The organism is Hongsoonwoonella zoysiae (assembly GCF_013266695.1).
GTDB lineage: Bacteria > Pseudomonadota > Alphaproteobacteria > Rhizobiales > Stappiaceae > Hongsoonwoonella > Hongsoonwoonella zoysiae.
Map to the genome: position 1 here is coordinate 618,674 of NZ_JABRXF010000002.1, position 12,824 is coordinate 631,497.

The 12,824-nt window shown below is 58.6% G+C and carries 10 protein-coding genes; all 10 read right to left on the bottom strand.

The features are described 5' to 3' along the window. Positions 1-61: 61 nt before the first annotated feature. Positions 62-982, bottom strand: a complete 921-nt coding sequence (locus HPQ64_RS14055; RefSeq protein ID WP_172889106.1) for an ABC transporter permease — start codon at positions 980-982, stop codon at positions 62-64. Next, the gene (locus HPQ64_RS14060) at positions 982-2,073 is read right to left on the bottom strand and encodes an ABC transporter permease (protein ID WP_172889107.1); all 1,092 of its coding nucleotides are present in this window, start codon (positions 2,071-2,073) and stop codon (positions 982-984) included. Before HPQ64_RS14060 ends, HPQ64_RS14055 begins: the two co-directional genes overlap by 1 nt. Further along, positions 2,063-3,667 carry an ABC transporter ATP-binding protein gene (locus tag HPQ64_RS14065; protein WP_172889109.1) on the bottom strand — a complete coding sequence of 535 codons (1,605 nt, stop codon included), beginning with the start codon at positions 3,665-3,667 and terminating at the stop codon, positions 2,063-2,065. Before HPQ64_RS14065 ends, HPQ64_RS14060 begins: the two co-directional genes overlap by 11 nt. Positions 3,668-3,689: 22 nt before the next feature. Continuing rightward, complete coding sequence (gene xdhC, locus HPQ64_RS14070) at positions 3,690-4,691, bottom strand: xanthine dehydrogenase accessory protein XdhC (protein WP_172889111.1); 1,002 nt, start codon at positions 4,689-4,691, stop codon at positions 3,690-3,692. Beyond that, positions 4,688-7,021 carry a xanthine dehydrogenase molybdopterin binding subunit gene (gene xdhB, locus HPQ64_RS14075; RefSeq protein ID WP_172889113.1) on the bottom strand — a complete coding sequence of 778 codons (2,334 nt, stop codon included), beginning with the start codon at positions 7,019-7,021 and terminating at the stop codon, positions 4,688-4,690. The genes xdhC and xdhB overlap by 4 nt, the downstream gene beginning before the upstream one ends. Beyond that, a complete protein-coding gene (xdhA, locus tag HPQ64_RS14080; RefSeq protein WP_172889115.1) occupies positions 7,011-8,489 on the bottom strand; it encodes a xanthine dehydrogenase small subunit in 1,479 nt (492 codons plus the stop codon). Before xdhA ends, xdhB begins: the two co-directional genes overlap by 11 nt. 446 nt (positions 8,490-8,935) lie before the next feature. Further along, positions 8,936-9,937 carry a LysR family transcriptional regulator gene (locus HPQ64_RS14085; protein WP_210260275.1) on the bottom strand — a complete coding sequence of 334 codons (1,002 nt, stop codon included), beginning with the start codon at positions 9,935-9,937 and terminating at the stop codon, positions 8,936-8,938. A 12-nt stretch (positions 9,938-9,949) separates the two neighbouring features. Then, positions 9,950-10,927 (bottom strand): quinone oxidoreductase family protein, encoded by a 978-nt coding sequence (locus tag HPQ64_RS14090; protein WP_172889117.1) that lies wholly within the window; start codon positions 10,925-10,927, stop codon positions 9,950-9,952. Positions 10,928-11,199: 272 nt separating this feature from the next. Beyond that, positions 11,200-11,931 carry a TerC family protein gene (locus tag HPQ64_RS14095; RefSeq protein WP_172889119.1) on the bottom strand — a complete coding sequence of 244 codons (732 nt, stop codon included), beginning with the start codon at positions 11,929-11,931 and terminating at the stop codon, positions 11,200-11,202. Between the two features lie 22 nt (positions 11,932-11,953). After that, entirely contained in the window at positions 11,954-12,676 is a 723-nt protein-coding gene (locus HPQ64_RS14100) for a CDP-alcohol phosphatidyltransferase family protein (RefSeq protein ID WP_172889121.1), read from the bottom strand. Between the last annotated feature and the right edge of the window lie 148 nt (positions 12,677-12,824).

Here is a 12,824-nt window from a genome sequence, read left to right on the forward strand (position 1 = left end):
TCTGGTTTTTTCAAGCAGGTGTGAACGCGCTTTGCCCGCTCTCCTGCTCTTCATACGTCGGTTATCTGTCCGGTACGAAGGGTTTTCCGAGCGAAGCCGGCGTATTCACAAGAGTCAACCGACGATCGCGCGAGATGATAACGAGAACGGCTATCGTCGCAAGGTAGGGAAGCGAGGACAATAGCTGCGATGGAATTCCGAAACCCAGCGCTTGCGCGTGCAGCTGACCGATGGTAACCGCGCCGAAGAGGTAGGCGCCCGCAATTACGCGCAGTGGCCGCCAGGACGCGAAGACGACAAGCGCCAGAGCGATCCAGCCCCTGCCGGCTGTCATGTTTTCAACCCACTGGGGCGTGTAGGCGAGCGAAAGCTGCGCGCCGGCAAGGCCGGCGCAGGCCCCGCCGAACATGACCGCCAGATATCGAATGCGGATCACAGGAATTCCAAGCGTATGCGCCGACGTCTGGCTGTCCCCGACAGAACGTAACGTAAGCCCGGAACGTGTACGAAAGAGGAACCACGCCACACCCGCCACAAGGGCGAATGACACATATACGATGATGTCCTGCTTGAAGAAGACCGGCCCGAAAAACGGAATATCGGCAAGCAGGGGAATTTCGATCGGCTGCAGCTTCGTACCGGGAAGACCGACGTAAGGTTCGCCGATTGCCCCGGAAAGCCCCAGGCCGAGGAGGGTCAGAGCAAGACCCGTCGCTACTTGGTTCGTTGCAAGCGTAAGGGTCAAAAAACCGAACAGCAGCGAAAGAAAGACACCGGCTGCGATGCCGCCGATGATACCCATATACGGGCTTCCGGTACCGTGCGCGATGGCGAAGGCGACGACAGCCCCGATCACCATCATGCCTTCGACGCCCAGATTCAATACGCCGGAGCGCTCCACGACCAATTCGCCAGTCGCGGCGATCAGCAGCGGTGTCGCTGCCGTAACGATCGTTATTATGACTGCGACAGCGAGTTCCATCAGTTTTCTCCCATCGCAAGCGACGGTGCACGCTTGGACACGAGGCGTATGCGGTAGAGGATCAGCGTGTCGCAAGCGAGAACGAAGAAGAGCAGCATGCCCTGGAAAACGCGGGTGATCTTGTCTGAGAGACCAAGAACGATCTGCGCTTCCTCACCGCCCAGATAGGATATTCCAAGCAGAATGCCGGCAAAGAGAACGCCGATCGGGTTAAGCCTCCCCAGGAAAGCCACGATGATTGCGGTAAAGCCGTAACCCGGCGAAACCACCGGCCGGAGCTGCTGAACAGCGCCGGACACCTCCGAAACGCCTGCAAGTCCGGCTAACGCACCTGAAAGCAGAAATGCGAAGAACGTCATTTTCGCAGTTGAAAACCCACCGAAACGCCCTGCCCTTGGCGCCTGGCCGGTTACCTGGATCTCGAAACCCTTCAGCGTTTTGGAAAGCAGTATTGCAAGTCCAAGCACCGCCAGGATCGCGAATACCGCCCCATAGTGCGCCCGCCCGGATTCCAGCACTTCCGGAAGGATCGCATATTCATGGAACGCACGGGATTCCGGGAAGTTGAATCCTTCCGGATTGCGCCAGGGGCCACGCACCAGCCAGTCGAGAAAAAGCTGGGCGACATAGACGAGCATCAGGCTTGTCAGGATCTCGTTCGTGCCGAAGCGTGTCTTGAGGAACGCCGGTATGAACGCGTAGGCAGCGCCGCCCGCCATGCCCATTATGATCATGAGTGGAAGGACGAGTGAATTCTGGACGTCCGGAAACACGATGGGCATCATCGAGCCGACGACCGCACCCATGACGAATTGCCCTTCCGCGCCGATATTCCAGTTCGAAGACAGGAAGCAAAGCGAAAGACCGGCGCCAATCAGGATCAATGGCGCGGATTTAACGGCAAGCTCATGAAGTGACCAGGTCGACGTCAATGGACTCACGAAATAGATGTATAGCGCTTCGGCCGGGTCCTCTCCGATGACGGCAAACAGGATCGCGCCGAATACCAGCGTCAACCCGATTGCGATAAATGGCGAGGCGATCGAATAAAACGTCGAATGCTCGGACCGTTTTTCGAGTTCAAGCCGCATCGAACGCCGCTCCTTCGCCTTGAGCCGAATGTGCATCGGTTATTCCGCCCATCAGCAGACCAATCCTTTCTCGCGTCATTATTTCTGCAGATACGGCCTCCGAAAGCTCGCCGCGCGAGATCACCGCGATGCGGTCGGCCACTTCGAAAATCTCGTCAAGATCCTGGCTGATTACGAGAACGGCGCTTCCAGCCCGCGCCAGATCGATCAATTCCTGGCGGATGGTGGCAGCTGCGCCAGCGTCGACGCCCCAGGTTGGTTGATTGATGACGATTACGCCGGGATTTCGGTCGAGCTCGCGACCGACGACGAATTTCTGCAGATTGCCGCCAGAGAGCGACCTTGCCTCCGGGTCGTCATGTGACATGCGCACGTCGTAATTTTTCTTGATCTTTTTTTCGAGCTCCTCAGCTCGCGATCGGTTCACGAAGCCTGCGTTCACGAGCCCGTCGTTCACACCATGCCGCGTCAGCACGATGTTTTCCGATAGCTTGAGGCCCGGAACCGCGCCGTGCCCAAGCCGCTCCTCCGGCACAAAGGCCGCACCGGTCCGGCGCCTGTCGTTAACGCCTTTGCGGCCGACTGCTTGTCCGTCAATGAGTACGCTATCCGCCCGGTCCGCAAGGCGCTCTCCAGAAATCAGGTCGAATAGCTCGCCCTGCCCATTTGCCGCGATTCCGGCGATCGCAACGACTTCACCTGCGCGTACCGCAAGATTGACGTCCCGCAGCGCAACGCCAAACGGGCCGTCAGCCGGAGCGCTCAGACTGCCTATCACCAACCTCTCATCCCCAGGCTCACCGGCGCCGGTCTTGCGTACATCCTTGATTTCCGCGCCGACCATCATGCTTGCGAGGGTAGCCGGTGTTTCCTGCGAAGGGTCACATTCGCTGACGACCTCGCCGTGGCGCATAATCGTTGCGTGATGACAGATCTGCTTCACCTCTTCCAGCCGGTGACTGATGTACAATATCGCGCAGCCTTCGCTCGTCAGGCGCTGCAAGGTGATGAAAAGCTGATCCGTCTCCTGCGGTGTCAATACCGAAGTAGGTTCATCCATGATGATGAGATCGGGCTCCTGGAGCAGGCACCTTACGATCTCCACACGCTGGCGGATGCCGACCGGCAGGTCGGCAACGATTGCTCCGGGATCGAGTTCCAGACCGTAATCGGTCGAAACGGTTCGTATACGTTCGGAAAGCGCGCGGATGGACAATTTGCCGGGAATGGCGAGAGCGATATTTTCAGCGACAGTCAGCGCTTCGAACAACGAAAAATGCTGGAATACCATACCGATACCGAGTTTTCTCGCCTCGGCGGGAGAAGTGATCGAAACCGGCTTTCCGCGCCACAGCAAGGTGCCGTCGTTCGGCTCCAGCGCGCCGTAGAGGATCTTCACCAGCGTTGATTTGCCTGCCCCGTTCTCTCCCAGAAGCGCATGAATTTCACCTGCCCTGAGATCGATCGATACATCGTTGTTGGCCAGTATCTCGCCAAAGCGTTTTGTAATTCCCTTGGCCTGGAGGAGCAGATCCCCAGACCTTTCGAAGGTACCGGCTTGCGGACCCGATTTCGTTTGCGTGTTGGTTTCCATTGCTCCCCCGTCGGAACCGTTATCAAGATGCCCGCCCTGCGGATGCAACAGAAGAAGCAAGGGGCGCGCAAGATTTCCACGCCCTTATCTCCGTTTCCTGTTTAGCAAGCAGGTCTGCCGCGACAGAAGCCGCAATAGCCGCCGGATGCTTGGATCGGATTGATTGCAAGCCGATTGGACACACAAACCGATCCAACGCACTTTCTTCGATGCCCCCGGCGCGGAAACGGGATAGCATACGGCCCCGTTTGGTTCGGCTGCCTATCATCCCGACATACGGGATTTTTGTTCTACGCAGCGCCGTATCCGCGATCGCCTGGTCAAGTGCATGGCTGTAGGTCATGACGATCACCCACGCACCGTCCGGCGCATTTATCAGTTCCTTTTCGGGCCGTTCGCTCAAGACGCAGCGACAATTTGCCGGCACCATCGCCGGGAATGCGTCCGCCCTGCTGTCAATCCATGTCACGTTGAATGGCAGGGGCGCCAATGCAAGGACCAGAGCACGCCCCACATGACCTGCACCGAACAGCCAAAGCTCTGTTCGAAACTCTCCGAACGTTTCGATCAATTCGGCGCCATCCAGGTCGATAATCGGCGCTTCGGCCAGATCTAAAATCTCGCGCGGGCCGACAGTTCCGCCTTCTTCGATCGTCGCCTTGGTTGAAAACGCGCCGCTGCGCTCCTTCTCGGACAATCGGTCGATCTCTTTCCGACGGCCGGCATCGACAACTTCGATAGCGATACACACGCGTCCGCCACAGCATTGTCCAAGGTCCGGCCCCAGCGAGAAATTCCGTAGCGTGAGTCCGGGTTGTCCCCGCTTCGCCGCTTCACGGGCGATTGCGATCGCATCGTATTCAAGGTTGCCACCACCGATCGTGCCGAAGAAGCTGCCGTCGGGCTGCACTATCATCCGCGCGCCCGCCTCCCGCGGGCTCGATCCGTCTGCTCTCAGCACAGTCACAAGAGCGCAAGACCCTTGCCGTTCCAGAACGGTCGATATGGTGGCCCAAACCATCATTCAGCGGCGCTTTCCATCCGTTTCATTGCCGTCACGGCCTTGAGAATCGCTTCCGGCGTGGCAGGTGCATCGAGTGGCGGAACGACACCGGGCTTCAGGCTCGCAACCGCGTCAACGATCGCCGAGAATACTGAATTCGCCAGCATGATCGGCGGTTCGCCGACGGCCTTCGAGCGGTAGATCGTATCCTCGGGATTGCCCTTCGATTCAAAGAGCGAAACGTTGAATGCCGCCGGCACGTCGGATGCGGTCGGGATCTTGTAGGTGGACGGCGCGTGGGTGCGCAGGCGTCCCTTCTCGTCCCAGACAAGCTCCTCGGTCGTCAGCCATCCCATTCCCTGCACGAAGCCGCCCTCGATCTGGCCGATATCGAGCGCCGGGTTGAGAGAATGCCCGACGTCATGAAGGATATCGACGCGGTCGACGCGCATTTCCCCCGTCATGGTGTCTATGGTCACTTCGGAGCACGCTGCGCCATATGCAAAATAGAGGAACGGCCGCCCACTCGCCGTTTCGCGTTCCCAGGTTATTTTCGGGGTCGCGTAAAATCCGGCCTCGGAAAGCTGGATACGGTTCAGGTGCGCCTGCCTGGCCAGGGCGCCGAAATCCATCGCCTCGTTTCCGAGGATCACCTGGTTGTCGCGGAACTCGATCAGTTCCGGTTCAATGTCGAATTCCTGCGCGGCAAACGCCACCATACGCGCCTTTATCGCCTCTGCCGCACGTTTTGCAGCCATGCCGTTCAAGTCCGACCCGCTGGAAGCGGCGGTCGGGCCGGTGTTCGGCACCTTGCCCGTGTGGGTGGCGGTGATGCGCACGCGGTCGAGCGATACGCCGAACTCCTCCGCCACAACCTGGGCGACCTTCTGATAAAGCCCCTGCCCCATTTCCGTGCCGCCATGGTTCAAATGTATCGAGCCGTCCGTATAGACATGCACAAGGGCGCCGGCCTGGTTCAGGTGCTTCAGCGTGAATGCGATGCCGAATTTCACCGGGGTCAGCGCAAGCCCCTTCTTGAGCACATGGCTCCCCGCGTTGAACGTCCTTACTTCCTCGCGGCGTTCCCAATATTGCGAAGAAGCTTCCAGTTGCGTGACGATCGTATGGAGCGTCTCATACTCGTCTACGGTCATGCCGTAGGGCGTGATATTCCGCCCTTCGCGATAGAAATTCGCCTTGCGGATTTCCAGCGGATCCTTGCCAAGCGATATCGCGATGGCTTCGATCACCCGTTCTGCGGCAAGCGTGCCTTGCGGGCCGCCGAAACCGCGGAATGCCGTGTTGGAAACGGTATCCGTCTTCAGCCTGCGCGTATTGATGATCGCATCAGGATAATAATAGCTGTTGTCTGAATGAAACATCGTGCGGTCGACGACACCCAGCGAAAGATCGGCCGAATAGCCGCAACGCGCGAAATACTGCATGTCGATCGCGCGGATCTGCCCGCCATCGTCGAACCCCACCGCCCAATCGGCGCGGAAGTCGTGACGTTTGCCGGTCATGATCATATCGTCGTCACGGTCAAGCCGGCATTTGCAGGGCGCACCCGTTGCCCGGGCCGCGATCGCGGCCAATGCCGCCCATTGGTTGGCCTGGCTTTCCTTGCCGCCGAAGCCGCCGCCCATCCGGCGCACTTCGATCGTCACCGCAGCATCCGGCTGCCCCAGAACCTTGGCGACCGTGTGTTGAACCTCCGTCGGGTGCTGCGTGGAGGAATAGACGTGCATATCCCCGTCTTCGCCGGGCAGCGCCATTGCCACCTGCCCTTCGAGGTAGAAGTGTTCCTGCCCGCCAATGCGCATCGAGCCGGAAAGCTTCCGCCCGGCCTGAGCCATCCCCGTTTCAGGTGAGCCCTTGCGGAATTGATAATCCGGCAGAACGGTGATGTCGGCGTCTATGGCATCGCCTACGGTCAGGATCGGGGTGACGTGCTCAACCTCGATTTTTGCCAGAAGCGCCGCACGCCGCGCCTCGTCCCGTGTTTTCGCCACCACAGCGAAAACCACCTGCCCGTAAAACTGAATTTCCCCTTCTGCGAAGACGGGATCATCCCCAAGAGACGGAGAGCAATCGTTTTTGCCCGGCACGTCGCTTGCGGTCAGCACAGCAACCACCCCGGAAGCATTGCGCACGGCCTCAAGGTCCATCGAGATTATGCGTCCGCGTATCGCATCCCGACACCAGCCTGGAACCACATGCAGTAAACCCGCCGGTTCACGAATATCGTCAATATAGGTCGCCGTTCCCGAAACATGCTTGACCGCGCTGTCATGCACCGTCGGCTTGTTGACGACCGAATATTCGTGCGGTGCCGGATGCTCATGCCGCATCGACGCTCTCCAATTTTCTGTGTCCGGTCACGCGGGTCATCGCGTCATCCGTTCCGGCCGCCTCCATCAGCGCCTTGGCGAGAAGGGCCCTGGCTGCTTCGCGGCGGTACTCGGCACTTGCACGCATGTCGCTCAATGGCGTGAAGTCCTCAAGAATGGCCTTCAGTGCCGCCGCCCAGGATGAAGGATCGTCCATGCGTGCGCCGATAAGTGCGCCTTCCGCCCCCGCGGCCCGTTTCGGCGTAGCCGCCATTCCCCCGTATGCAATCCGCGCATCGGTGATCAGGGCCTCAACGACAGTAAACCGAAAAGCGCCCATCACGGCGGAGATATCCTGGTCGAAGCGCTTGGAGATCTTGTAGGTGCGAAATATCTGGTTGGGATCGAGTTTGGGGACGTAAAGCCCGGTCACGAACTCTCCCTGCGCCCGGTCCTGCTTGCCGTAGTCGATGAAGAAGTCTTCCAATGCGACTGTGCGCGCAGCTTCACCTTTGCGGAGTTCGAGTGTGGCGCCAAGCGCTATCAGCGCAGGCGGCGTATCACCAATCGGAGATCCGTTCGCGATATTTCCGCCCACAGTCCCGGACGCGCGAACCTGCCTCGATCCGATCCGCCGGAACAATTCGCCAAGGTCCGGGTCAACCCGGCTGAAATACGGTTCAGCAACGGAATAGGTCGCACCGGCTCCCAACAATAATCCGCCGGTCGTTTCCTCAATACGGTCAAGCCCTTCGACACGCCCAAGCCAGATAATCTTCTTCAATTCGCGAAGCTGCTTGGTGACCCAAAGGCCGACATCCGTTGCTCCTGCGACGATGGTCGCGTCAGGATGTTTTTCGTATAATGAGGCAAGACCTTCGACCGTCGCAGGCGCGGCGAAGAAGGATTCGGCGCCGATCAACGCGTCGCGTCCGTCGGCAAGCGACTGCAGCACCTTGCGCGTATGTGCTTCGCGCCTGGAAAAAACGTCGTCAGCGGCGTCGAAACAGGAATTGAGAGCGGCATCGATTATAGGGCGATAGCCGGTACAACGGCAAAGGTTGCCTGCTAGCCAGTCTGTAACGATCCTTCGATCCGCCGTCTTGTCCGGCGCATGGTAGAGCGTGAACAGGCTCATGACGAAGCCGGGCGTGCAAAAGCCGCACTGGGAACCGTGAAAATCGACCAGCGCCTGCTGAACCGGATGCAGGGTTCCATCCTGTGCAAGATCGTCCACCGTGACAAGTTCTGCCCCGTCGACCTGACCGAGGAACAATATGCAGGAATTGATCGGACGATAGGTCACCCGCTCACCTTCTACGCGTCCAAGCGCAACCGTGCAGGCACCGCAATCGCCTTCCGCGCAGCCTTCCTTCGTCCCCTTCAATCCGCGGTTCAAGCGTAGATAGTCGAGTACCGTGTCGGTCGGCTTGAAGTCGTTCACCTCGACGATTTCGCCGCGGTGGAGAAACCGGATGCAATCGCGCATCAACTCCCCCGATAGGTTGAATATTCGTGTGGCGCCGGATGCAGCGCCACAGGGTGAGGCGTATCGACCTTCAATACGCCGAAACGGATTGGAATTTGTCCGAGAAACACAGGATCAGACAGAAAAAAGTCACAGGCAGTCCCGCGGCGCTGGACTTTGACAGGCAATTTGCCGACAGACGCCAGCACCCGCGCGCCCTTGGGCGGCGTACCGTTGCCCCTGCCGTCCTCAACTGTCAGTGCGCAATTGATCAGGACACCCTCCTCCCCGATTGCCTTGATTTAGCGGTAGGCCACGCCGCCGGTACGCCTTTCAGCTTTTCGGGCAACCGCGCGGTCAACCGTCCCAATTCGCACTCCCCTGATGCGGAAGATTTTTTTATTCGATTGCGATTTGGGCAAGCCTAAAGATGCTGCACCAAATGACTGTAGCGCACTAGCATAGATTCACGCGCGCAGTGATGCCATATCGGCATCATTTTCCGATAGCTGGCGTCGTATTGCGTCTGTTGCATGATCAAAAAACATTGATGCGGCCAGGCTAAGCGCCCTGTTTGCAGAAATCACCACCGCGAAGCGATCGCGGCGTAGAGGCGGGTCGTCCAACTCGCGAAAAACCAGTGAATTGGACTCACGCTCGTCCTCGATGCCGAAACGGGTCTGGAAGGCGATTACTCCGCCACGCTTGACAAGAGCGCGCATGAAGCGAAGCGAATTTGCCTCGACGAAGGTCTTGCGACTTGGAGCCAAGGTCACGAGAACGGCATCGAGCCGCTTTCTCAGGGAAAGTCCCTCGCTGGGAAGACAGAAGGGAAATTCAAGGCAATCCGCCAGTTTCAGCCGCTTTCTTTCCGCCAAGGGATGATCCGGGCGCATGACGACGCCGATAGGCAAATCGCGCTGAAACGCAACGGTCAGGCCGTGATCTCGCGTTGGATCGAAAGTGAAGCCCACTTCCGCCTCGCCCGAGATGACGAAGCCATTGACCCTTTCGGAGCCGCCCACCCTAAGGGATACGTGAATGCCGGGGAACTTCGCCCGAAACGCTGAAACGACGTCGGGTAACAGGCTGTCGCACACACTTTCCACCGCGGCGATGGTTACGGAACCTCGTCGCAATCCTTTCAAGGCCTGCAACTCGCCAAGGGTGGCATCGAAATCGGAAAAGGAACGGCGAATATGCGCAAGCAGGATTTCGCCGGCTTCTGTCAGTCTCACACCTCGGCCAACACGATCGAACAACTTCAGATCGAGTGTGCCTTCCAGCCAGAGTATCTGTCGATTGACGGCCGATGACGCGACATTGAGTTCGCGTGCGGCCGCCCGGATCGACCCCGCCGAAGCCGCCGCCGCGAAATAGCGTAAAGATGGCCCGTAAAGTTGCCGCGCCTGATCCAGTCTTCTATCTCCTAGCGTCACCGTGAAAATGCCGGGCCCTAGGTTCGGCACCGTGAATTTCGATCAAGGTATGAGGACGGTAGCGCCCGTCGTTTTGCGTCCCTGAAGGTCTTGATGCGCGCGTATGGCGTCCTTCAGCGCATATTCCTGATTTATCTGGATCTTCACGTCACCGGCCCGCACGACGCCGAAAAGGTCGTTCGCCGTTTCCTCAAGGTCCTCACGCGAAGCGATATAGGTGAACAAGGTCGGACGGGTCGCGAAAAGCGAGCCTTTTTGGGAAAGGACGGCCATGTTGAAATCCGAAATGGGGCCGGAAGACTGGCCAAAGGAAACCCACAGTCCCAAAGGTTTCAAACAGTCCAGGGATCCGGGATAGGTATCCTTCCCGACTGAGTCATAAACGACGTCGCAAAGCTTGCCGCCGGTGATTTCCCGCACACGTTCGGCGAAATTCTCTTCCCGGTAGTTGATCACATCGGAATAGCCGTTTTCCAGCGCGAGTTTCACCTTCTCCGGCGAACCTGCCGTTCCTATCGCCGTCGCGCCGAGCTTCCTGGCCCACTGCCCGGCAATCAGGCCCACACCACCGGCAGCGGCATGGAACAGCAATGTTGTCTCGGAGGTAACCTTGTATGTGCGACGGAGCAGATATCTTGCGGTCATGCCCTTGAGCATCATGGCCGCCGCCGTCTTGTCATCCACGCCATCGGGGATCTTGACGAGCCGGTCTGCTGCCATAATACGCTCTTCGGCATAAGAACCGACCGGGCCCGCATATGCGACCCGGTCGCCCGGCTTCAGGTTGTCGACTCCCTCACCCACCGAAACGATGACGCCGGCCCCCTCGTTGCCGGGAATGAAAGGTAGGCCGGCAGGTGCCGGATAAAGTCCTGAGCGGAAATAGGTATCGATGTAATTGAGGCCGATCGCCGTGTGACGGATGCGGGCTTCACCCGCGCCAGGATCGCCAACCTCGACCTCCTCCCACCGCATGACTTCCGGGCCGCCGGTTTCATGAACTTTGATTGCATGGACCATATGAAACACCTCGATATTTTCCGGGTTGCCCTGATCATGGCGGGCTAGGGTCTGGACCCCGGTATCTGCCTTCCATTGCAGCACTTGGGCGAGCGAATGTCGGAATCAAAAGGATCACTAGCAGCTTTATGAGTCTAGTGGAGCTTTTGATTTTGACATTTGAACATGAGCCTGACCGCCCCCGGGATTCAAAGGTGAAATTCTCTTCACTGTCCGCGCTTCAGCAAGGGATGCCCGGCAACAGGCTCCAACGCATCAGGAAATCCGTACGCTCAGGAAGAGTTCCTGTCTTCCCGCTTTCTGTTACCGCGCGCGGTGATATTGATCATCTCGACGCCTGCGGAAAATGCCATGGCGAAATAAATGTAACCGCGCGGAATATGGAATCCGAGACCGTCCGCAACCAGTGCCACGCCGATCAGGAGCAGAAAGGCGAGCGCGAGCATCTTGGTGGTCGGATGGCGTTGGATAAATTCCGCGATTGGGCCCGAAGCGACGTACATGACCGCCATGGCGATCGTAACGGCGGCGACCATCACCCCGATATGTTCCGCCATGCCGATCGCCGTGACGATGGAATCGACCGAAAACACCATGTCGATGACGATGATCTGTGCAATCACCGCCATAAACCCCTTGGCCGCCTTGTCGGCGACGCTCTCTTCGTCGCCTTCGATACCCTTATGAATCTCATGCGTTCCCTTGACCAGCAGGAATATGCCGCCGGCAAGCAGGATAATGTCACGCCAGGAGAACGGCTCGCCGAATGCTGTGAAGACCGGTTCCGTCAGCCCGATCAGAAAGGCCAGCATAGACAGGAGGATGATCCGGAAGATCAGCGCCAGAGCGAGACCGACCTGGCGGGCTCGCTTCGCTGCTTTCTCTTCAAGCCGGCCAACGATTACGGAAATGAAAACGATGTTGTCGATACCGAGAACGATCTCCATCACCGTGAGCGTAAGAAGGCTTGCCCAGATCGCAGGGTCGGTCAGCCAGGTGAACATTCACTGATCTCGGTCTGGTGACTTAACTGTAGCGGTCGAGGATCTGCTGAACGGCGCAAACGGTAAGAAGGTAGATGCTGGAAAGCCCCAGCGCCCAGGCGGCCAGTGGTTCCGGCATCATCGCCTGGGCGATCGCCACACCCGCCGCGACAAACCAGACGAAGGTAACCGACAATGTCAAAACCCGCCATCTGGCGACGCGAACCGGATGAACGAAGCGTATGGGCGCGAAAGTGAGTGCGCAGAACGCTATGACGAAAACAATTGTAAACGTCTCGGACGGCGACAGCGCCATCAAGCCGAAGATGACCATATTCCAGCCGACGGGAAATCCCTTGAACGACCCATCAGGCATCTTCATGCCGTTATCTGCGAAATAAAGCGCCCCGGTGAAGACCACCAGACCACCGCAAATCCAGTTCCAGGGTGTTGAAAGCATGTCGCTTCCGGCCAATACGAAGGCGGGAAGGAAAACATAGGTCGCATAGTCGATCACGAAATCGAGGGCCGCACCCGACCATCGCGGCATTCTGGTAGCGATTTGGAAACGACGGGCAAGCGGACCGTCGATCCCGTCGATCAAGAGGGCGACGCCCAGCCAGATAAACAATTCACCCCACTCGCCACGTGCGCCGGCAAGCAGCGCGAGCAGCGCTACGGGCGCACCGAGTGCGGTTAGAACATGGATCAGGAAAAGGGCGCCGGGTGCCCCGTGTTCCGCTGTTTGCGCCTTGCCGTCCGCCATCCGTCGTTATCCAGCTCCTGCCTGCGACACAGGGCCGCCCCCCGAGCGCGAATCCTTCCGTAGAATATCACGGGTCGTCAACATTTAACGGATCCGGAAAAATGATCCGCTGCGGCAATGCTCATATCCGCGACAGGTTACGATTGCG

Coding starts and splice junctions, on each gene's coding strand:
- HPQ64_RS14055 (WP_172889106.1), bottom strand. CDS start 982: ATGGAACTCGCTGTCGCAGTCATAATAACGATCGTTACGGCAGCGACA.
- HPQ64_RS14060 (WP_172889107.1), bottom strand. CDS start 2,073: ATGCGGCTTGAACTCGAAAAACGGTCCGAGCATTCGACGTTTTATTCG.
- HPQ64_RS14065 (WP_172889109.1), bottom strand. CDS start 3,667: ATGGAAACCAACACGCAAACGAAATCGGGTCCGCAAGCCGGTACCTTC.
- xdhC (WP_172889111.1), bottom strand. CDS start 4,691: ATGATGGTTTGGGCCACCATATCGACCGTTCTGGAACGGCAAGGGTCT.
- xdhB (WP_172889113.1), bottom strand. CDS start 7,021: ATGCGGCATGAGCATCCGGCACCGCACGAATATTCGGTCGTCAACAAG.
- xdhA (WP_172889115.1), bottom strand. CDS start 8,489: ATGCGCGATTGCATCCGGTTTCTCCACCGCGGCGAAATCGTCGAGGTG.
- HPQ64_RS14090 (WP_172889117.1), bottom strand. CDS start 10,927: ATGGTCCATGCAATCAAAGTTCATGAAACCGGCGGCCCGGAAGTCATG.
- HPQ64_RS14095 (WP_172889119.1), bottom strand. CDS start 11,931: ATGTTCACCTGGCTGACCGACCCTGCGATCTGGGCAAGCCTTCTTACG.
- HPQ64_RS14100 (WP_172889121.1), bottom strand. CDS start 12,676: ATGGCGGACGGCAAGGCGCAAACAGCGGAACACGGGGCACCCGGCGCC.